The sequence below is a fragment of the Kingella oralis genome (assembly GCF_014054985.1).
In the GTDB taxonomy this organism is placed as follows: Bacteria; Pseudomonadota; Gammaproteobacteria; order Burkholderiales; family Neisseriaceae; genus Kingella_B; species Kingella_B oralis.
The window spans coordinates 1,833,204-1,854,452 of sequence record NZ_CP059569.1 but is presented as its reverse complement, the minus strand read 5'-3'; the positions used below and the strand labels follow the sequence as shown (position 1 = coordinate 1,854,452).

At 54.2% G+C, this 21,249-nt stretch carries 20 protein-coding genes and 1 other RNA gene; 18 read left to right on the top strand and 3 right to left on the bottom strand.

Annotated features, from left to right (window positions below):
- Positions 1-419: 419 nt before the first annotated feature.
- The 3 genes from leuB (at position 420) to H3L93_RS09890 (ending at position 3,841) form a co-directional block, all read left to right on the top strand.
- Positions 420-1,490, top strand: a complete 1,071-nt coding sequence (leuB, locus tag H3L93_RS09900) for a 3-isopropylmalate dehydrogenase (RefSeq protein ID WP_040558058.1) — start codon at positions 420-422, stop codon at positions 1,488-1,490.
- Positions 1,491-1,590: 100 nt separating this feature from the next.
- Positions 1,591-2,286, top strand: coding sequence for a toxin-antitoxin system YwqK family antitoxin (locus H3L93_RS09895; RefSeq protein ID WP_003793536.1), 696 nt, complete (start codon positions 1,591-1,593; stop codon positions 2,284-2,286).
- A gap of 112 nt (positions 2,287-2,398) precedes the next feature.
- The gene (locus H3L93_RS09890; RefSeq protein ID WP_003793538.1) at positions 2,399-3,841 is read left to right on the top strand and encodes an MATE family efflux transporter; all 1,443 of its coding nucleotides are present in this window, start codon (positions 2,399-2,401) and stop codon (positions 3,839-3,841) included.
- Between the two features lie 296 nt (positions 3,842-4,137).
- On the opposite strand, the gene H3L93_RS09885 is transcribed toward H3L93_RS09890, so the two are convergent.
- Positions 4,138-5,091, bottom strand: coding sequence for a L,D-transpeptidase (locus tag H3L93_RS09885; RefSeq protein ID WP_050755533.1), 954 nt, complete (start codon positions 5,089-5,091; stop codon positions 4,138-4,140).
- A gap of 135 nt (positions 5,092-5,226) precedes the next feature.
- Between H3L93_RS09885 and rlmD the strand changes: the two genes are divergently transcribed.
- From rlmD to modB, 5 genes are all read left to right on the top strand, one after another.
- The gene (rlmD, locus tag H3L93_RS09880) at positions 5,227-6,540 is read left to right on the top strand and encodes a 23S rRNA (uracil(1939)-C(5))-methyltransferase RlmD (protein ID WP_003793545.1); all 1,314 of its coding nucleotides are present in this window, start codon (positions 5,227-5,229) and stop codon (positions 6,538-6,540) included.
- A 191-nt stretch (positions 6,541-6,731) separates the two neighbouring features.
- Positions 6,732-7,154 carry a TOBE domain-containing protein gene (locus H3L93_RS09875; protein ID WP_003793550.1) on the top strand — a complete coding sequence of 141 codons (423 nt, stop codon included), beginning with the start codon at positions 6,732-6,734 and terminating at the stop codon, positions 7,152-7,154.
- 599 nt (positions 7,155-7,753) lie between these two features.
- On the top strand, positions 7,754-8,500 hold the full coding sequence (gene modA / locus H3L93_RS09870) for a molybdate ABC transporter substrate-binding protein (protein ID WP_003793555.1): 747 nt from the start codon (positions 7,754-7,756) through the stop codon (positions 8,498-8,500).
- 150 nt (positions 8,501-8,650) lie between these two features.
- Positions 8,651-9,037 (top strand): MAPEG family protein, encoded by a 387-nt coding sequence (locus tag H3L93_RS09865; RefSeq protein WP_040558255.1) that lies wholly within the window; start codon positions 8,651-8,653, stop codon positions 9,035-9,037.
- Positions 9,038-9,217: 180 nt separating this feature from the next.
- On the top strand, positions 9,218-9,886 hold the full coding sequence (modB, locus tag H3L93_RS09860; protein ID WP_003793562.1) for a molybdate ABC transporter permease subunit: 669 nt from the start codon (positions 9,218-9,220) through the stop codon (positions 9,884-9,886).
- A 107-nt stretch (positions 9,887-9,993) separates the two neighbouring features.
- Here modB and pheS read toward each other — a convergent pair whose 3' ends face one another.
- Both pheS and rbfA read right to left on the bottom strand, forming a co-directional pair.
- A complete protein-coding gene (pheS, locus tag H3L93_RS09855) occupies positions 9,994-10,989 on the bottom strand; it encodes a phenylalanine--tRNA ligase subunit alpha (protein ID WP_003793563.1) in 996 nt (331 codons plus the stop codon).
- A 94-nt stretch (positions 10,990-11,083) separates the two neighbouring features.
- A complete protein-coding gene (gene rbfA / locus H3L93_RS09850; RefSeq protein ID WP_003793565.1) occupies positions 11,084-11,461 on the bottom strand; it encodes a 30S ribosome-binding factor RbfA in 378 nt (125 codons plus the stop codon).
- Positions 11,462-11,651: 190 nt separating this feature from the next.
- On the opposite strand from rbfA, the gene H3L93_RS09845 reads away from it, so the two are divergent.
- The 10 genes from H3L93_RS09845 to H3L93_RS09800 all read left to right on the top strand — a co-directional run bounded on the left by H3L93_RS09845 (position 11,652) and on the right by H3L93_RS09800 (position 21,194).
- Positions 11,652-13,322 carry a formate--tetrahydrofolate ligase gene (locus H3L93_RS09845; RefSeq protein ID WP_003793567.1) on the top strand — a complete coding sequence of 557 codons (1,671 nt, stop codon included), beginning with the start codon at positions 11,652-11,654 and terminating at the stop codon, positions 13,320-13,322.
- A gap of 228 nt (positions 13,323-13,550) precedes the next feature.
- Entirely contained in the window at positions 13,551-14,540 is a 990-nt protein-coding gene (locus H3L93_RS09840) for an NAD(P)H-dependent glycerol-3-phosphate dehydrogenase (protein ID WP_003793571.1), read from the top strand.
- Positions 14,541-14,606: 66 nt separating this feature from the next.
- Positions 14,607-15,530, top strand: a complete 924-nt coding sequence (locus tag H3L93_RS09835; protein ID WP_003793573.1) for a coiled-coil domain-containing protein — start codon at positions 14,607-14,609, stop codon at positions 15,528-15,530.
- On the top strand, positions 15,527-15,829 hold the full coding sequence (locus H3L93_RS09830; RefSeq protein WP_003793575.1) for a cell division protein ZapA: 303 nt from the start codon (positions 15,527-15,529) through the stop codon (positions 15,827-15,829). The genes H3L93_RS09835 and H3L93_RS09830 overlap by 4 nt, the downstream gene beginning before the upstream one ends.
- Before the next feature lie 9 nt (positions 15,830-15,838).
- Positions 15,839-16,019, top strand: a non-coding RNA gene (gene ssrS, locus H3L93_RS09825) — 6S RNA.
- Positions 16,020-16,347: 328 nt separating this feature from the next.
- A complete protein-coding gene (locus H3L93_RS09820) occupies positions 16,348-17,202 on the top strand; it encodes a lytic transglycosylase domain-containing protein (RefSeq protein WP_003793577.1) in 855 nt (284 codons plus the stop codon).
- Positions 17,203-17,430: 228 nt separating this feature from the next.
- On the top strand, positions 17,431-17,799 hold the full coding sequence (locus H3L93_RS09815; RefSeq protein ID WP_003793579.1) for a TrbC/VirB2 family protein: 369 nt from the start codon (positions 17,431-17,433) through the stop codon (positions 17,797-17,799).
- A 73-nt stretch (positions 17,800-17,872) separates the two neighbouring features.
- On the top strand, positions 17,873-18,313 hold the full coding sequence (locus H3L93_RS09810; RefSeq protein WP_040558259.1) for a VirB3 family type IV secretion system protein: 441 nt from the start codon (positions 17,873-17,875) through the stop codon (positions 18,311-18,313).
- Complete coding sequence (locus tag H3L93_RS09805; RefSeq protein ID WP_040558061.1) at positions 18,219-20,615, top strand: VirB4 family type IV secretion/conjugal transfer ATPase; 2,397 nt, start codon at positions 18,219-18,221, stop codon at positions 20,613-20,615. The genes H3L93_RS09810 and H3L93_RS09805 overlap by 95 nt, the downstream gene beginning before the upstream one ends.
- Positions 20,616-20,717: 102 nt before the next feature.
- A complete protein-coding gene (locus H3L93_RS09800; RefSeq protein WP_003793585.1) occupies positions 20,718-21,194 on the top strand; it encodes a hypothetical protein in 477 nt (158 codons plus the stop codon).
- Positions 21,195-21,249: the final 55 nt, after the last annotated feature.

Here is a 21,249-nt window from a genome sequence, read left to right as displayed (position 1 = left end):
GCGGCGGTTCGCCAACATCGCCCACCTGAAATCTTTGCCAAACCTAAAATAAAAAAATTCCCGCTTGCGCGGACATGACGGCATTTCTTGTTTTGAGCTTCTCAACGCAGGCGGCTGTTAAGGCTTTACAGTTAGCCAAAATAACAACGGCACAAATAGGGTGTGTGGCTCTGCCACGCACGCGGTTTGCAAAATCTTCTGAGCCCAAGTGCGTGCCTGTGGCGCACACTCTACACGCTGATGGAATTAGATATTTCTTTGGTTTATTCCACTATACAAAGATTTCAGGCTGCCTTTGGGTGCTTAGATTGAGGCAGCCTGAAAACAAGATTTACGCCATTTTCAGGCTGCCTAAAACCTTCACAATCCATTACAATCCCACCCCACCATTTCCCCCAGCACCCGAAAGGATACCCCACATGACAGCAAAAATCGCCATCCTACGCGGCGACGGCATCGGCCCCGAAATCATCGCCCAAGCCGTGCGCGTGTTAGATAAACTCATCGAGCAAGGGCTGGACGCGCAATACCAATACGCCCCGCTCGGCGGCGAAGCCTACGACCAATACGGCGCGCCCTATCCCGAGTTCACGCAAAACCTGTGCCGCGCCGCCGATGCCGTGCTGCTGGGCGCAGTCGGCTCGCCGCAATACGACACGCTGGAACGCCCGCTGCGCCCCGAACGCGGGCTGCTCGCCATCCGCAAAGACCTCAACCTCTTCGCCAACCTGCGTCCCGCCGTGTTGTACAAAGAACTCGCCAACGCCTCCACGCTCAAACCCGAAGTCGTCGCAGGGCTGGACATCCTCATCGTGCGCGAGCTCACGGGCGACATCTACTTCGGCGAACCGCGCGGCATCCGCACGCTGGAAAACGGCGAGCGCGAAGGCTTCAACACCATGCGGTACAGCGAAAGCGAAATCCACCGCATCGCCCACGTTGCCTTTCAGGCTGCCCAAAAGCGCAACAAAAAAGTCTGCTCCGTAGGCAAAGCCAACGTGCTGGAAACCACCGAACTGTGGCGCGAAATCTTTGACGAAGTGGGCAAACAATACCCCGATGTGGAACTCTCGCACATGTATGTGGACAACGCCGCCATGCAGCTGGTGCGCGCGCCCAAACAGTTTGACGTCATCGCCACGGGCAATATCTTCGGCGACATTTTGAGCGACCAAGCATCCATGCTCACCGGCTCCATCGGCATGCTGCCCTCCGCCTCGCTGGATGAAAACGGCAAAGGGCTGTACGAACCCTCGCACGGCTCCGCGCCCGACATCGCAGGGCAAAACCAAGCCAACCCGCTGGCGACCATCCTGTCGCTCGCCATGCTGCTGCGTTACAGCCTGAACGACGAAGCGCGCGCCGTGCAAGTGGAAACCGCCGTGCAGCGCGTGCTGGAACAAGGCTACCGCACCGGCGATATTTTTGAAGCAGGCGCAAAACGGGTGTCGTGCAGCGAAATGGGCGATGCCGTGTTAGCCGCGTTGTAAGCCACGCCGAACCGAACCAATAGCGAGGCAGCCTGAAAACCCGTTTTTGCTTCACCCGTTTTCAGGCTGCCTCCCGTTCCCTCACTCCAAAGGAATCCCCATGAAAAAACTGCTTATCGCCACTTTGCTCGCCGCCGCGCTCAGCGCGCAAGCCGCCCCCCCAGCAACCGCGCTGCCCATCCCCGCCGCCGCAGCAGAAGTCGCCCGCCAATCCGAAGCCGACAGCGCCAAGCTGGTCGCCCAAGCCGAAACCCGCACGCTCGCCTACTACGATGCCGAGGGCAACGAAACGCCGCAAGCCAGTGCGGGCGGTTTCTACCGCATGCTCATCGGGCGCACCGCCGACGGCAAAGCCGTTATCCAAGACTTCTACCAAGACAGCAAAACCAAACAAATCGACCCCGTTGTCATCCCCGACGACAAAGACCTGAAAAACTTTGACGCGTTTGTTGCCGCCGACGGACGCATGGTGTGGTACACGCCCGAGGGCGAAGTGCTGAAATTCCAAGACATCAAAAACCACCAAGGCACCGCAACGGGACACTACGAAAACGGTAAGCTGGCGTTCAAAACCGAATACACCGGCCACACCCTGCGCATCCAAATGTACCACGACAACGGCAAACTCGCGTTTGACGGCTCGGGCAGCCACGACAGCAGCAAAGTCAAATTCAAAATCATCGGCAGCACGGGCAAAGTGCTTGCCGACAGCGAGAAAAAAATCAAAGCGTCGGGCAAAAACGCCGAAGAAGCCGCCGACATTCTGATGCGCGTGCGAAAATTCAACGAAGACTGATGCCGGCGCATCATCCCCAAACGATTTGTCCGCTTTTCCATTTTCAGGCTGCCTCTAAGCATTTGGGCAGCCTGAAAAGCCTAAAACCCACCCCTTTTCCATCACGTTCTCCATGCTTTTTGACCTCACCCGCTATTCCCCCGCCGATTTCAAACATGAAACCCGCCAGTTGCTCGCCCTCGCCATCCCCATGATGCTCGGGCAAATCGCCACCGTTGCCATCGGCGTGGTGGACACCGCCATGTCGGGCGCGGCGGGCAAAGACGACCTCACCGCCGTGGCGCTGGGTAGCTCGGTGTTCTCCACCCTGTTCATCACCTTTATGGGCATTATGGCGGCGCTCAACCCCATCATCGCCCAGCAGCACGGTGCGGGCGGCACGCACGAAGTCGGCGAAACGGGGCGGCAAGGCGTGTGGTTCGGGCTGCTGCTGGGCATTCTTGGCATGGCGGTTTTGTTCGCGCTCATCATCCCGCTGCAAAACTATCTGGACATGAGCGCACACATCAAAACCATGTTCGCCCGATACCTCGGCATCGTCGCGCTCGGGCTGCCCGCCGCGCTAATCTACCGCGCCCTGCACGCCTACGCATCCAGCCTGAACAAACCGCAGCCCATCATGTGGATTAACTGGGCGGCGCTGCTGCTCAACATCCCTTTAAACTACCTGTTCATTTTCGGCGCGGAAGGCACCGCCGACCTCGCCGAGCGTTTTCAGGCTGCCCCTGCGCTCATTGCATGGCTGCGGCAGCTGCCTGTTCCCGCGCTCGGCGGCGTGGGCGCAGGCGTGGCCACCACCATCGTGTTTTGGTTCAGCACCTTCGCGCTTGCCGTGTACATCGCCAAAAGCCAAGACCTGCGCCGCTTCGGCTTCACCCAACGCTTTTGCCTTCCCAATTGGCGTACGCAAAAAAACATCGCCAATCTGGGCTGGGCGATTGGGCTGTCGTATTTTTTGGAAGCTAGCTTGTTCACCTTTATCGTGTGGCTGATTGCCGATTTGGGCGAAAACCACGTTGCCGCGCAGCAAATCGTGCTGAGTTTGAGCAGCGTGATTTACATGATTCCGCAAGCCATCGGCTCCGCCGCCACCGTGCGCATCGGCTATGCCATCGGGCGCAAACAGTTTGCCCGCGCCCGTTATATTTCGGGCGTTGCCATTGTGTGCGGCTGGATTTTGGGCGCGTGCACCCTCGTTGCCCTGCTGGTTTTCAGGCTGCCTTTGGCGAAAATCTACACCCAAGATGCCGCCGTGCTCACGCTCGCCGCCAGCCTGATTGTGTTTGCCGGCGTGTTCCAAGTGTTTGATTTCACCCAATGCATCGCTTCCTACGCCCTGCGCGGTTACAAAATCACCCGCGTGCCGATGATTATCCACGCCGTCGCCTTCTGGTGCTTGGGGCTGGTTTTGGGCTACATCCTCGCCCACGCCGCTCACATGGGCATTTACGGCTTTTGGACGGCGCTCATCATCTCCCTCGCCAGCGCCGCCGCCGCTCTGGTATGGTATTTGGAACAACGCAGCCGCTTGGCAAAACACGATCGGAAAGCATGAACGGCAGCCTGAAAAACACAACCGTTTGGTCGCCGTTCTGTGCGCCAAACGGTTTTTTGTTGGATGAAACCTTTGCAAAACCGGCAACCGATGGAGCATCGGCGGCTTGCCGACATCATGCCAACCCGTAAAGCCCTATTGAATTCACCCTTTGGCAACGAGCCGTCGCCGTTGCATTTAGGTTTCAGGCTGCCCCCAAAGTTTGCGCCCAACCACCAACCGCGCCCCCATAACCAAAGGCAGCCTGAAAACGCGTTCCCCCGTTTTCAGGCTGCCTTATCTGTTGTTTACTTGGCTTATTGTTCCAGCGCCTTCAAAGAAACCGCGCCCACATCGTCAAACACCGATGTCCCTTTGAAATTGTTGATTTTCTCGTTATCCGAAGCGTCAATTTCAATTTCGCTGCCCTCTGGCAACACTTCATCCTGCTGCTCGTCAGGGCGCACCGACATACCACCATAAGGCTCAGTTAAATCAGCCGAGCCGCTTTTCCACGCGATAGAAGCCAGGCTGCCCTGAATGCGCGCGCCTTTTGCCGAGCAAGTCAGGCAAACGGGTTTCGCCGCCTGCGCCTTAATCACCGCGTCGATTTTGGCGGTGCTGACGGTGCGCCCGTTTGCCTCGCCCCAAGCGGCGATGCTTTGTTTTAGCGTGCTGGTTTTCAACGCGCCTTTTTTATACGGGTCGCGGAACACCGCCAGCCACAAATTGCCCGCGTCGTCTTGGTTCAGCGCGATGCGCTCGTAGCTCACCGTGGCGGGCGAGCCGGTGTGGATGGTTTTGGCGAATTCCAGCGCGTCGGGCGATTTCATGCGCACGCAGCCGTGGCTCACCACCCCTGGCACGCTGGCGGGATTGCTGGTGCCGTGGATGCCCAAGCCCAGCTTGGGATTGCCCAAGCGCACAAACACAGGGCCCAGCGGGTTTTTCGGGCCGGGCGGCACCGATTTCACCCCGTCGCCGCGTTCTTTTTGGATGGACAGCGGGATGTGCCAAGTGGGGTTAAACGCTTTCGCGCCGATTTTGTGTTCGCCAATATTGGTTTGCGACATCGCTTTGCCCACGCCCACCGGATAAACCTTTTTCAGGCTGCCGTCTTTAAACAAAAACAGGCGTTGCTGCGGGATGTTAATCACCACTTGATAGCCCGCTGCGGCAGGCGCGACATCGGGCACGGGAATGGTTTGCGCCGCGAAAGCGGGAGAAGCGAGCGCCACCGCGCCCAAGCTCAGTAAAGCGTATTTATTCATATAGTTTTTAAGATGAAACGTACAAACAAAAGAGTTCGCCATGATACGCTAGTTGAGCGCAGTTTTATGCGAAAATAAGCGTTTATATTAGTGAACAATTTTAATTGTTGCAGCAACACAACATTTCACATCACCATGAACCCTGCCTACATCACTTCTTTAGATTATGAATCGCGCGGCGTTGCCAAGCTCAACGGAAAAACCATCTTTGTAAACAACGCGCTGCCGCAAGAAATCGCGCAAATTCGCATCACGCAAGATAAAGCCCATTTTGCCGAAGCACAAGTTGAGCAAATTGTCCAGCCATCGCCCTATCGGCGCGCGCCCGCTTGCCCGCATTATGGCGACTGCGGCGGCTGCACGATGCAACACGTTGAATTTACGGCGCAAGTTGCCATGAAGCAGCGCGTGTTTGAAGAGCAGTTGCAGCGCATTGGCAAGGTGCAGCCTGAAAGCCTGTTGCCGCCTGTTTACGGCACGCCGTGGCATTACCGCAGCCGCACGCGTTTGGCGGTGCACACCAGCGCGAACGGCAAGGTGGTTTTGGGCTACCAAGCCAAGCGCAGCCACAAAATTGTGGGCATCAACCAATGTTTGCTGCTGCCCGAGCACGTTTCAGGCTGCCTCGGCATCATCCACGATGCGCTGCAAGATATGGTGAATGTGCAGCCAAAAGTAGGCATTCGCAGCGTGGAAATCAGTGTGGGCGAGGGGGTTACGGCGGTGAACATCGTCAGCCAAAAAAGGCAGCCTGAAAACGTGTTGTGCGCGCTTTCAGGCTGCCTCAATCGCGGCGCGGGCGGTAAAACAGTTTGGCAAGTGTGGCAACAAATAGGCAACGCGAAACCGCAAGCCGTGTCGCCGCACGATGCGCCGCCGCTGGTTTTCAGGCTGCCTGAGTTTGGCTTGACCATGCCGTTTCAGCTGGGCGATTTCACCCAAATCAACCTGCCGCTCAACGAGATTATGGTGGCGCGCGCGGTGCGTTATCTTGACCCGCAGCCGCACGAGCGCATCGCCGATTTGTTCTGCGGGCTGGGCAATTTCACGCTGCCGCTGGCAAAGCGCGCTGCCGAAGTAGTCGGCATTGAAGGCAGCGCCGCCCTCACGCAACGCGCTGTTGCCAACGCCCGCGCAAACGGCTTGCCGAACGCGCAATTTGCCAGCGCCGATTTGTTCGCCGCCACGCCCGAAACCCTCGCCGCGCTGGGGCGGTTTGACAAAATGCTGCTGGACCCGCCGCGCGCGGGCGCGTTTGCCGTGGTGCAAGCCTTGCACGCGCCGTATTTGCCGCAGCGCATTGTGTATATTTCGTGCAACCCCGCCACGCTGGCGCGGGATGCGGCGGTGTTGGCGAGCAAAGGCTATCGCTTTGCCACGGCGGGGATGATGAATTTGTTTCCGCAAACCAGCCATGTGGAAGCGATTGGCGTGTTTGAACGGGTGTAGGCAGCCTGAAACGGCTTGACGGCTTTTCAGGCTGCCTCCTGATGGCGCGGTAAGACAGCCTGAAAACGCAGATAAAACGATAACAGCGCATCGCCAAATAATCGCCAAACACCATTCCACCCATTTTCAGGCTGCCTCAGCCGCGCAATATTAAGGCAGCCTGAACCCCCACCCATCCACAAGGAACCCCCATGAAAAGCAGCGCACGCAACCAACTCACCGGCACCATCCACCGCATAGAAGACTTTTCAGGCTGCCTCAGCATCGCCGTGCAATGTGGCAGCCATCTAGTGTACAGCCACATCAGCCCGCTCGCCTACCGCAGCCTGAAACCCCAAATCGGGCAAACCGCCGTGGTGCTGTTTAAAGCCAACGCCATCACCCTGTTCACCGAAATCCACCCGCTGCGCCTTTCCGCCGAAAACAGCCTAGAAGCCCGCGTAGAAGCCATAGAACAAGGCGCAGTAAACAACATCGTGCGCCTGCGCACCGACGACGGCTTCACCCTCGCCGCCGCCATCACGCTCAACAGCAGCGAAAGCCTAGACATCCGCGCAGGGCAACGCATCACCGCCGTGTTTTTAGCCAGCCAAACCATGCTCGCGATTTTGTAAACAAGCGCAGCGAGGCAGCCTGAAAACCCAGTCGTAGGCTGTGCAGCTTGCTGCGCACACCGTTCACGCATCCCCTCAATTTACCCTTGCCCATTTTCTCCTTAACCATTTTCAGGCTGCCTCAAAGCATGCTTTATCTTTTGCCAGAGCAGGCGTTTCGCCGCCTACCACGAGCAGGGGCAAGCCCCTGCACCCCAGCGTAGCCCCACCCTCGCTAGCCGACCCAAAGGCAGCCTGAAAAACAAAACCGCTTGGTGTTCTACCATGCAGTTTTTTTACTGGATAGATTGCCTTTCAGGCTGCCTAATTTATCAGATACGGTTGATGCTACTGCTCCCTCCCCTACACCCAACGCTAACCACAAAGCAGTAACCCAAAGCGTGATATGCAGTACAACGCACATTTCAGCCCAAACCAATTTTAGCTACTCTAATCTGAACTTAATTTCAGGCTGCCTAACCCCTACCCATCTAATCCAAAAGAACTACCCCACCTCCTCCCCCATTCCACCAATACCCAAGCCTCCACCTTTGCACTACGCTACGCCCTTTTCCCCCAAACGAACTAGCTCATTAGCTAATCAGAAAGAAAGACAAACCATGAAAAAATCCCTAATTGCCGCCTTGCTCCTAGCCGCCAGCGCGTTCGCCCAAGCCGAAGACATCACCGTTTCCGCTGCCGCCAGCCTTAAAGAAGCGTTCACCGACATCGCCCGCCAATACGAAAAACAATATCCCGATGCCAAAATCAAACTGAACACCGCCGCATCCGGCACGCTGCTGCAACAGCTCGCCCAAGGCGCGCCCGTGGACGTGCTCGCCACCGCCGACCTCGCCACTATGGACAAAGCCGCCGCGCAAAACCTCATCCGCCCACAAACGCGCAAAACCTTCGCCCTCAATTCGCTCGTGTTGATTACGCCCAAAAGCAGCAGCCTGAAAATCAAACAGCCCAAAGACCTGCAACAAGAAGGCGTGAAACGTATCGCCGTGGGCAATCCCGCCAGCGTGCCAGCAGGCGCATACACCCAAGCCGCGCTGGAAAAACAAAAACTGTGGGACAGCCTGAAACCCAAAATCGTGCAAACGCAAAACGTGCGCCAAGCGCTGGATTACGTTATCCGCAGCGAAACCGAAGCGGGCTTCGTGTATCGCACCGATGCCGCGCTCAAACCCCACGCCGTGAACATCGTCGCCACCGTTCCCACCGAAAAACCCGTTGCCTACCCCATCGCGCTCACCCAAAGCAGCAAAGCCGCCAACGAAGCGCAACGCTTTGTGAACTATGTGCTTTCCGCCAACGGGCAAACCGTGTTGCGCCGCTATGGGTTTAGCGCCGCGAAATAATCCATCCGTATCACAAAAGGCAGCCTGAAAACCCGCAAAATGCGTTTCAGGCTGCCTGCAGCATTCCACATCAATTTTCAGGCAGCCCCAAAACCCAAAGGCTGCCTGAAAACCATCCCGCCCCAACAGCCCAATAATCAGGAAACCCCGATGACCTTCGCCTATTTCAGCATACTTATCTTCGCCCTATTCAACAGCCTGTGTTCCCTCTTAGCCAAGAAGTCCGCCCGACTGCTTGATGCCGAAGCCAACCGCGAACCCCGCCGCCACCGCGCGCAGGCATCTGGCAAAGCGGCACGGCTTTTTGCCGCAGAGCAGAACGGCTACGAAATGCTGCCGCTTTATGCCGCCGCCGTCATCATTGCCCACGCCACAGGCGAAGCTGCGCAAAGTACTGTTAATACCCTGTCCGCCGCGTTCCTACTGCTGCGTGCCGCCTATATTTGGGCATACGCACAGGATAAGGCCGCCTTGCGCTCCAATATCTGGTACGGCTGCCTAATGTGTATCGTTGCGCTGTTTATCGCCGCCTGTTAAGTACGCCCGAATCCGCCGACCTTATAGCAATCCTCACGTTCATGAATATCCATATCCGCCCCTATTCCCCCGAATATTGCCAAGCCGTACTCAACCTTTCCCTGCGTGCATGGCAGCCCGTGTTCGCGCAATTGTTTCCCATCCCTTGCTTCTTGTTTACTGCAAACCGCCCATTTCACCATGCCCGAAATCTTCCCCGCCCTCTATCTCTCGCTCAAAGTCGCCCTTATCGCCACCACCGTTAATCTCGTGCTTGGCACGCTCGCGGGCTATTTTCTCGCCCGCAAACGCTTTATCGGGCGCGAACTGCTGGACACCATTCTTATGCTGCCGATGGTGCTACCGCCCACCGTGTTGGGCTATTACTTGCTGGTTTTGCTCGGCAAGCAGGGCATTATTGGCAAATGGCTGGACGACACCTTCGGCATCAATCTGATTTTCACATGGCAAGGCGCGGTTATCGCCGCCGTGGTGGTAACCTTTCCCCTGATTACCAAGCCCGCTCGCGCCGCGTTTGAAAACATCACGCCCAATCTGGAAAAAATGGCCACCGTGTTTGGCGCATCGCGTCGTCAAATCTTTTTTAATGTAACCCTGCCGCTGGCATGGCGCGGCATTCTCGCGGGCGTGCTGCTCGCCTTTGCCCGCGCGCTGGGAGAATTCGGCGCAACGCTGATGGTGGCGGGCAGCATCCCCAACGAAACGCAAACGCTTTCCATCGCCGTGTATGAAGCCGTGCAGGCGGGCGACGACGCGCTGGCAAACAAGCTGGTCATCATCATCTCGCTGGTGTGCATCGCCATGCTGCTCAGTGCAACCGCGCTGGCGAAATGGAAACAGCGCGGATAGGTTTCAGGCTGCCTAAGTGCTCGTTTAGGCAGCCTGAAAATGGGTAAGGGATAAATTTCAGGCTGCCTTTTGTTCTATGCAAAGGCAGCCTGAAAACCATGATTCGCTTACTGCGCAAACTGTTTCAAGAAACTCAAATCGTTGTCAAAAAACAACCGCAAATCATTCACGCCATAACGCAGCATGGCAAATCTATCCAGCCCAATGCCAAAGGCAAAGCCCGTGTATTGCTCGGGGTCAATGTTCACATTGCGCAACACATTGGGGTGCACCATGCCGCAGCCGCCCACTTCCAGCCATTTGCCGTTGTCGCCCATGATGTCAATTTCGGCAGACGGCTCGGTGAACGGGAAGAAGCTGGGGCGAAAGCGCACTTGCAAATCGTCGCGCTCAAAGAAGCGGCGGATAAAATCGGTGAATACCGCTTTCAAATCGGCAAAGCTCACGCCTTCTTCCACCCACAAGCCTTCGCATTGGTGGAACATCGGCGAATGCGTGGCATCGCTGTCCACGCGGTACACGCGACCAGGGGCGATGATGCGGATGGGCGGGTTTTTCTTGTCCAGCATATAGCGGATTTGAATCGGCGAGGTGTGGGTGCGCAGCACGTTGCCGCCTTCGGTGTAAAACGTGTCCTGCATGGCGCGGGCGGGATGGTTTTGCGGAATGTTCAGGGCTTGGAAATTGTGGAAATCGTCTTCAATCTCGGGACCGTCTGCCACGTCAAAGCCCATGCCGTGAAACAATTCCACCACACGCTGCAAGGTGAGCGTAACGGGGTGCAAGCCGCCTGCGGATTGGCTGCGCGCGGGCAGGGTTACGTCCAAGGCTTCGGCGGCGAGTTTTTGCTGCAATTCTGCGGTGGCAAAGGCGGCGCGCTTGGCATCGTAGGCAGCCTGAAAGCGGGTTTTACATTCGTTGATGTGCGCGCCCACGGTTTTTTTCTCTTCAACGGATAACGCGCCCAGCTGTTTGAGCAGGGCGTTGAGTTCGCCTGTTTTGCCTAAATACTGCGCTTTGATGAGTTCAATGGCTTGGGTGTTTTCCGCCGATTGGATGGCGGCGATACCGCGTTCGGCGATTTGGGTGGCGTTGTTTTGCATGGTGTTTTTTGGGATGGGAATTGGAGTTAGAAAGGGATAGGAATATGCGAAATGGCGTTTTCAGGCTGCCTTTATCGTTTTCAGGCTGCCTCAATTATTCCACATCAGGCACATCAGGCTCAGCTGCCGCTTGCTCAATCAAATGCGACAGCGTCATGCCGCGTTCCAGCGAGTGGTCGTATTCAAAATGCAGCTCGGGCACGCGAAACACGGTAATGCGGCGCGATAGCTTGCTGCGCAGAAAACCTTTGGCGTGCTCCAAGGCTTCGGCGCTGGCGGCACGGTCGCCGTTGAGTACGGTGTAATACACGGTGGCGTGGCTGTAATCGCGGGTTACTTCCACATCGTTAATCGTAATCAAGCCTGCGCGCGGGTCTTTAAGCTCGGTGCGAACCAGCTCGGCAAGCTCGCGCATAATTTGTTCTTTCACACGGTCCACGCGTGCGTAGCCGTTGCGTTGTTGCTTTTTCATGTTGATTGTTCTCGTTGCAAAATGGCGGCGATTATAACCGAAATGCAAGGCAGCCTGAAACGCGCAAAGCGCGTGCAACCAAAGCTAAAACATCGTTGCCAACCTTTTTTCAGGCTGCCTATCATTTTCAGGCTGCCTATTATCGGTATAATTAACCCGTTCTCCACAACCCGTCACAAGGAATCCCGCCATGCAAACCGACGTTCAAATCGCCCAAGCCGCTACGCTGCAACCCATCGCCCGAATCGCCGCCCAGCTCGGCATCGCGCCCGACGATTTGGAGCAATACGGCAAATACAAAGCCAAAATCAATCCCGCCAACGCTTTCAGGCTGCCTAACAAACACGGCAAACTGGTTCTCGTAACTGCCATCAACCCCACGCCCGCAGGCGAAGGCAAAACCACGCTCACCATCGGACTCACCGACGCACTCAACCGCATCGGCAAGCAAGCCATCGTTGCCATGCGCGAACCCTCGCTCGGGCCCGTGTTCGGCATCAAAGGCGGCGCGGCGGGCGGCGGCTACGCGCAAGTTGTGCCGATGGAAGACATCAATTTGCACTTCACGGGCGATTTTCACGCCATCGGCGCCGCCAACAACCTGCTCGCCGCCATGCTGGACAATCACATCTATCAAGGCAACGCACTGGGCATAGACCCCAAGCGCGTGCTGTGGCGGCGCGTGGTGGACATGAACGACAGACAATTGCGCAACATCATCAATGGCTTAGGCAAGCCCACCGATGGCGTGATGCGCCCCGATGGCTTTGACATCACCGTAGCCAGCGAAGTGATGGCGATTTTCTGCCTTGCAAACGACATTGTTGATTTGAAACAACGACTTGGCAACATCTTAATCGCCTACACTTTTGACAACCAACCCGTTTACGCCAAAGATTTGCACGCCCACGGCGCAATGGCAGCCCTGCTCAAAGACGCCATCAAGCCCAATTTGGTGCAAACGCTGGCAGGCAGCCCCGCGCTGGTGCATGGCGGGCCTTTTGCCAACATCGCGCACGGCTGCAATTCCGTGTTAGCAACGCGCTTGGCGCAGCATTTGGGCGACTACGCCGTAACCGAAGCGGGCTTTGGCGCGGATTTGGGCGCAGAAAAATTCTGCGATATCAAAGCGCGGCTGGCAGGTTTGCGCCCCGATTGCGCCGTCATCGTCGCCACCGTGCGCGCCCTCAAATACAACGGCGGCATAGAAAAAGCCGATTTAAACGCCGAAAATGTCGCCGCCGTGCAACGAGGTTTGCCCAACCTTATCAAGCACATCAACAACATGAAACAAGTTTTCAGGCTGCCTGTGGTGGTGGCGATTAACCGCTTCACCTCCGACAGCGATGCCGAGCTTGCCGCCATTGAAGCCGCTTGCCAACAAGCAGGCGCAGCCGTTTCGCTTGCTGAAGTGTGGGCAAAAGGCGGCGCAGGCGGCGAAGATTTGGCGCGCAAAGTGGTTGCCGCCATTGAAAACGAGTCCAACGAATTTGCCTTTGCTTACGATGTAAACGACAGCATCGCCGACAAAATCCACGCCATCGCCGGCAAAATCTACGGCGCAGCAGGCGTAACATTCAGCGCCGAAGCCGCCGCCGAAATCGCCAATTTGGAACGGCTCGGCTTGGATAAACTGCCCATTTGCATGGCAAAAACGCAGTATTCGCTCAGCGACAACGCCAAGCTGCTCGGCAAGCCCGAAGGCTTCACGATTAACGTGCGCGGGATTACCGTCTCCGCAGGCGCGGGGTTTATCGTGGCGTTGTGCGGCGCGATGATGAAAATGCCGGGGCTGCCCAAATCGCCCGCCGCCGAGCGGATTGATGTGGACGAAAACGGCAAAATCAGCGGCTTGTTCTAAGCGCGTTTCAGGCTGCCTTAGTGTGTATAGAGGCAGCCTGAAAACATACATTGAATCAGCATCCGCCATTCAAACCTGTTCTGTTTACATTTTTCAGGCTGCCTCATCCGCATAAAGGCAGCCTGAAATCATCTTTAAACAGCTTCTTAACCAACCTAAACAAAAACAAACATCTTATGATAGAATCGCCCGCATTGTTGCCAGCCCGTTCCAGCAAAGGATAAGCATATGAACATCACCATTTTAGGCGCAGGCGCATGGGGTACCGCGCTCGGCATCCATTTTGCGAAACACAGCCACAGCGTTGCCATGTGGACGCACAACGCCGCGCATGCCCAAGCCATGCAGCAAAGCCGTGAAAACGAACGCTACCTGCCCAATTTCAGGCTGCCTGATAACCTAAATGTGTATGCCGATATGTCCGAAGCCCTGCGCGATAGCGAATTGGTGCTGGTGGTAACGCCCGTGGTGGGGCTGCGTTCCAGCGTGGAGCAGCTGAAACAACACGGCGGCGGTCATCTCCCCATTCTCACCGCCTGCAAAGGCTTTGAACTAGATACAGGCTTGCTCACATTCCAAGTGGTGCAAGAAGTGCTGCCTGAAAACCCACGCATCGGCGTGTTATCAGGGCCCAGCTTCGCGCAAGAACTCGCCCAACAGCTACCCTGCGCCGTGTGCCTTGCCTCCGAAAACGAAGCATGGCTACACGGCTTGGTGCAAGCGTTGAACACCAACGTGATGCGCCTGTATGCCAACAGCGACGTGATTGGCGTGTCCGTGGGCGGCGCAGTCAAAAACATTATGGCAATCGCCACAGGCTTATCCGACGGATTGAACTACGGCTTAAACGCCCGCGCCGCCTTGGTAACACGCGGTTTAGCCGAAATTACCCGCCTTGCCGTTGCCATGGGCGCACACACCAAAACCATGATGGGCTTGGCAGGGATGGGCGATCTGATTTTAACGTGTACAGGCGCATTGTCCCGCAACCGCAAAGTGGGCTTGGGCTTGGCAGAAGGCAAAACCCTGCACCAAGTGCTCAAAGAAATCGGACACGTTGCCGAGGGCGTGCCTACCATAGAAGAAGTGCACAACGCCGCCGCCAAATACCAAATTGATATGCCCATCACCGATATGCTCTACCAACTCGTCCGCAACGAATTAGCCGCCAGCGATGTGATGGAACGGCTGATGCAACGCGAACCCAAAAGCGAATAGCACATCAGCCTAAACACAATTGAGGCAGCCTGAAAAACACCATCCGCACAATTCTTTGGAAAGCCCATGAACACATTAAAAGAACTAGACACCCTAGAATCCAAAATCAAAGCTCTCGCCAGCAAACTACACTATCTTTACGAAGACAACCAAAAGCTCAAAGCCAAGCTCGTGGTTGAACGCAGAGAATACGATGCCCAAGTTTTGCATTGGGAAGAGCAACTCGCCGCCGCCGTAAACAAAGCCAACACCGCCAACGACGAAGAGCTCAACCACAAACTGCAATTCCAAGAACAACAAATCAAACTCTTGGAAACCGAGCGCATCAACCTGCGCGATCAAATCTCCTTTTTGCAAAACACCATTCAAAACAAAGAAAAAAACTGGCAAGAGCGCTTTACCGAGCAAGAGCAACACGGCGATAAAATCCAAGAATTGCAAGAACAACTGCAATCCGCCGAAGACAGCGCATTGGTTTTGCGCCAAGAATTAACCTCGCAAAAACAACAAGCCAGCGAAGCGCAAAAAAGCAATGCCGAATTAACCGAGCAGCTAGCAGAATTGCAAGCGCAGCTGAGCGAAGCCGAACACCGAATCGCGCAATACGACAACGAAACCGCACAACTGCGCGCCTCGCTCACCGATGCCAAATCCGAATGGCAAACGCAAGAAAAATCCCTGTTAGATAGCGTAAACGCCGAAAAAGAAGCCCTTGCCACTCAGTTGGCGCAAGAAGCCGAGCGCTTCCGCATGGAATTTGCCCTGCAAACCGAGCAACACGAAAAAAGCCTAAACGAGCTCAACCAAATGTTTAACCAACAAAAAGAACATTTGGAAAACGAAAACACCCAATTGCAACAGCAAGTGGAACAACTTATCACGCAAAACCATGCCTATCGCGCGCTCTTGCAAGAAAATGCCAACAAAATTCGCGCTTTGCTAGACCGTCTGCCCGCGCTTGAAAACAATCACGAGGAAACCATCCCATGAGCATTGAACAAATCAGCGTTGAAATTCTCAACCGCCAATTTACCATTGGCACCCCCAACAGCGAGCGCGAAACCTTGTATAAAGCGGTGGAGATGTTGAACCAAAAAATCACCGCCATCCAAGGAGCCAGCCAGAGCATGGAAACCGAAAAAGTGGTGATTATGGCGGCGCTCAATCTTTCGCACGATTTGCTCAAAATAGCGAATAAATATGAACAAGAAGCCTTGCCAAGCCAAGAGTATGAACGTAAAATCCAATCACTCATCAAGCTTTGCGACGAAACGCTGAGCAAAAGTTGAACCCGTTAAATTTCCCTGCGGTGCTCGTAATGGCACACATTTCCTTGAACCAATAAAGTTTGCTCGGTTGTCGGGAGTTGTAACAGGCGCGAGCGGTCTCTTGTTAGATTGCACCCGAAGTTACCCGAGATGACCACCTTGTGTACAAGGTTCAAGCGGACTCAGCCGAAACGGCATTCGCGGGGTTCCATGTGAAAAACACCGTTTCCTGATGGAACGGTGTTTTGTTTTGCGCGTTTGTCTTGCGTGAAGACAAGCAAAAAGCCAAGTTCCGAAAAACTTGGCTTTTTTAGCTCCCCGAGCTGGGCTCGAACCAGCGACCTGCGGATTAACAGTCCCGAACTATATTTTTAACTAATTGATTATTAAAGAGTCAATACCTGCACAATACAGTCTAAAACAGTCTAATTCAGCCACATTCAGGCACAAATTGGACACACGCGCAAAAGAGCCAAAACGCAAACATCTACACGGATTTTTGTGGATTTTTTCGTTTTTGTTTTTTGCGAGGATTCATTATGTTTAAAAAAACCATTGCCCTTTTGCTGGCAACCGCTTTGCCTTTTCAAACAATGGCTGCTCAAACACCCCGCTCACTCAAACCCGCTGCCTCATCGCAGCGGGTTTCGTTTAACCAGCTAGCCGAGCAATGCGGCAGCACGGTACATCCCGATACCTTGCAAGCGGTGGCGCGGGTGGAGAGCAAATTTAACCCTTTTGTAATTGGTGTAGTCGGCGGCGCGCTTAAAAAGCAGCCTGAAACGTTGGGCGAAGCCGTTGCCGCCGCCAACAAGCTGCATCGGGAAGGACGCAATTTCAGCATGGGGCTGATGCAAATCAACAAGAAAAACTTGGCACATTTTGGTTTGAACTATGAAACCGTGTTCCATCCCTGCAAAAACGTCGCCACCGGGGCAGCCATTTTGCAAGAGTGCTTTAAGCGCGCGGGTGGGGCAACACAGGCTCATCTGCAAAAAGCGTTTAGCTGTTATTACAGCGGAAATTTTGGTACGGGCTTTAAAGCAGATTTCAAAGGGCAACCGCCCTATGTGGTTAAAATTCTCAATGCCGCCCGTGAAAACAACCAGCATCAACTGTTGGCATACAACGTGCCGGCTATTAATCCAACTGCGCCATTGGCTGCGTCCGGCAGAGCCGGCAAAACCAATTCTGTTCCCGTTACCCCGTCGGTTTACTTTAACCGCACACCACCTGCCAACGCACAGGCAGTCAAAGCGGTTCGCGCAGTCGCCTATCAGCCAGAACTGCGGCAGCCTGAAATCCCGTCATACGATGATGCCCCCGCACAACCAAACGTAGAAACCCAGCCTGCCAAACCACGCGCCGCATGGGACGTATTCGGCGAGTTCTAGTCTCGTTTTCCTTTCTTTTTCAACCATTCAAAAGCCACGTTAGCCCTAACTAAACGTGGCTTTTTTCGTAACTGATGCCGTGCCCCGTTGATGTTTTCTGAAATCAGCGGGGTATGGCTTTGGTCGGTTTTGCATTGCTGGCTGTTTGCGCGATGTAAAGCTGTTTTCAGGCTGCCCTAGTAGTGAAAGGGTGGCATTTTTTTTTGTTTATTTTTTGGAGTTTGTAACATGAATTTAAAAGAACGGCTGATGTTGATGTGCCTCAATAGCCAGCAAGAAGCAAAGCAACAATGGGCACGCATCAACATGAAACAAGTGGCGTTGGCTGCTGTTTTGGTGTTTGGTGCACAAGCAGCGATGGCGGCAGGTGGGTTTGACCAAGCCAACAAAATTGTAGAAAACATCCGCGATGGCATTTACACCATAGTAGGCATCGTGTGTACGGTTCTACTGATTTGGCAAATGGTACAAGGTGCGAGCCGTAAAAAAGACTGGATGGATGTGTTGGGTACTTGCTTGTGGATTCTTGGCGCTGGTGCGGCCATAGCCTTTGGCACTTATTTGTTCACCGAAGGCGGCAAAATGAAATTCAGTTAATTAACCCTGAAATACTTTTCAGGCTGCCTATTCGTTTACAGGATAAAGCAGCCTGAAAACAAGGATGAAAACCATGCCAGACTACCAAGAAGACATTCACACTGAATATCCCACTTACAACGGGATGAATCGCCCCGCCATGCTGGCAGGCGCGCCGCTTATGCCGCTCATCATTTGTTTTTTCATCTTGATGTTTATCGGCATGATAGCCCAGCAATTTATAGGCAGTTCTGCCTTGCTCATTGTGGGGTTGATTCTTCCAATCTACTTCGGCTTAAAAACCATCAGCGAAAACGACGACCAAGCCATCAGAATCTACGCCTTAGAAGCCAAGTGGCTTTTACGCAGAATTTTATCGGGCGCACGTTTAGGCACTTTCACTCTACACGCAGGCAAATACGGACGACACAGAGAAGACTATGAAAATTACCAGCGACTATTGGAGCAAAACACTCAATCAAACGGCAAGCTCCGCCGACTTCATGCCAAAAATCTGCCAACACGTTACCAATGAAGTAGTGTTCTACGAAACAGGGCATTATGGCTTTGTGATTCGCATGGATGGCATCCCCTTTGACGGTGTGGACGATACCCATTTATTTAGCCATTTTGCCAACCTGCGCGCCGTTTTAACCAGCCTAGGCAAAAGCCTTGGCAATCGTGGCGCGGTGTGGACAACGCTCAAACGCGAGCGCATCAATTTTGACCGTGAATACCACTTTAACACCGCTTTTTGCCAGCGGTTTAGCCAAGATTATCTACGCCGTTTTCGTGAAGAAGACTATTACGAAAACCACTTTTACTTATCGCTCCTGATTAAAAATAACGATATGGACGCAGGCGTTAAAGAATGCGAAGAGTACATCCAAATGCTACTGCGTGCCCTCGCTCCGTATGAACCCGAAGTGTTGAGTGCGTGGCAAAACCAACACGAAATGGCGTTTTCCGATGTGTATCGTTTTTTGAGCGGGCTAATCAGTGGCAAATCTGAAAACATTCCGCTCACGCCACAATCAGCTTACAAAACCATTCCTGCCGCCAATTTGCACTTTGGCACGGATATTTGCGAGATTCGCCCCGAAAGTGGCGGCAAAAAATACGCCCTGTTGTATGACTTGCGCGATTTTGGTCTATCCAAACCCAAAATTCTCACCAGCATTCTCACCCTGCCTTGCGAGTTTACCTTCACGCAAAGCATGATTTTCATCAACCCCTACGAGATGCAAAAGAAAATAGAACGCCAGTTGCATAACTTCCAATCGGTGGATGACCACGCCACCGGCCAGCAAGAAGAGTTGGTGGACGGCATGGGGCGTTTGACTTCGGGCGACATCATGTTTGGCGACTATTCCTCCACGCTGGTTGTGTTTGGCAACACGCCTGCCCAAGCGGCCGATAACGGCGCGCGCGCCTATTCCGCCTTTTTGAACTCAGGCGGCTATCGTTTTATGAAAGCAGGCTATTCCGCGCCGTCCACATGGTTCAGCCAAGTGTTGGGCAGCAAAGACCGTCCGCGCTCCTTTCCCAAGACCACGGAAAACCTAGCGTGCACGTTTGGCATCCATAACTATTCACACGGCAAAAAATCAGGCAATCCTTTGGGTGATGGTTCTGCCATCATTCCTTTACAGACGGTTTCAAAAACCGTGTACGACTTCAACTTCCATTTTTCCAACCCCAAAGAAGACAACATCGGCGACTTAATCGCAGGGCATACCCTGCTTTTAGGTGCAACGGGCGCAGGTAAAACCACGTTGCAATGTGCTTTGGTTGCCTTTGCCGAACGTTTCAATCCGCATATTTTTGCGTTGGATTTGGATAGGGGGATGGAAATCTTTATGCGCGCCATCGGCGGCAGTTACTTTGCCTTGGAAGCAGGGATGCCCACAGGGCTTAATCCGTTCCAATTGCCCGATACACCCAGTAACCGTGAGTTCCTTTATTCACTGGTGGGCATCTGCGGGCAAAACGAAGCAGGCAGGTTGAGCGCGTCGGAAGAGAAACAAATCCAAGACGCGGTGGATGCAACCATGAATTTAGATTGGTCAATGCGCCGGTTCAGCCATCTGCTGCAAATGATACCCAAGCTAGCCGATGATAACTGCCTGTATTACCGCTTGGCTAAATGGTGTGAATCGGAAAACGGACGCTTTGCATGGTGCTTGGACAATCCGGCAAACCTGTTTGACCCGAACGACTTTTGGCGTGTTGGTTTTGATTTGACCGATATTCTCAAAGACGACTACCCGCCTACCGCACCTGTATTGGCGTATATGTTCCATTTGCGCAATATGATGATGGATAAAGTGGCGGAGCAAGACGGGCTTTTGGCCAGCATTGTTGAAGAGTTTTGGTGGCCGCTGCGGTTTAGCCAAACCGAGGAATTGATGCTCAAAATCCTCAAAACCGACCGCAAACGCAAAGGCTGGTTGATTTTGGTTTCGCAATCGCCCGAAGATGCGATTAACAGCCGCATTTTCCCCGCGATTGTGCAGCAAACCCCCACCAAAATTTTTCTGCCGAACCCCGATGCGGAATACGAAAACAGCTATAAACGCTGCGGTATCTCGCGCAAGGAATACGAAGAGTTGGTGAAACTGCCCTTGGAAAGCCGCACCTTCTTGGTGAAACAATCCAAGCAATCCGCCTTTGCCAAGCTGGATTTGCACGGTATGCACGAAGCCATCGCTGTGCTGTCAGGCAATACCGCCAACGTGGAACTCTTGCACCGTACCATGGCAGAGCATGGCGATGATGTGCGCGATTGGTATCAACCCTTCATCATGGCAGCAACCAAGGGGCGCGCAGTGTTCTAGCCGCTTATCCAAGTTGTTTTTCAATCCGCAAATGATTTTCAGGCTGCCTACGTCGTATGAGGCAGCCTGAAAATCTTATTCAACCTTAACCGAAAGCATCCCATGAAATCAAAAAACCTTATCCCATTACTGCTCGCCACGCTGCTTACCGCATCCTGTGCCGAACTCAACACGGCGTTAGAAAGTGCCAACCAAGCACTCGGCACGCTCAATGGCGCAACAAGCAGTACCAGCAGCACCGCCAACAACCATTCGGGTGATAAAACCACCATTGCCCTTGCCAACAAAAGCACCGCGCAATTTGAAACCCGCAATATGCAGCTAGAAGTGTACAAAGATGGTTGCCGACCCAGTGGCGGCGACATGGTGAGCTTAACAGGCGAAGTGCGTAATAAAACCAACAAAAGTTTCACTTTTATTTACAGCATCCCCACCTACACCAAGAGCGGCGCACGCGCGGGCAGTATTGGCAACTTTACGATGATTGGCCCTGATGAGTGGATAGCCCTAACCACCATCCCCTCTTGCGCTGAAAAATACGATGCGTCCAAGCTGGAACTCAAAACCAGCCGTCTCTAAACCACCTTTTCCACCACCGCCGCCTTGTTGATTGAGGCGGTTTTTTTGTTCGCCG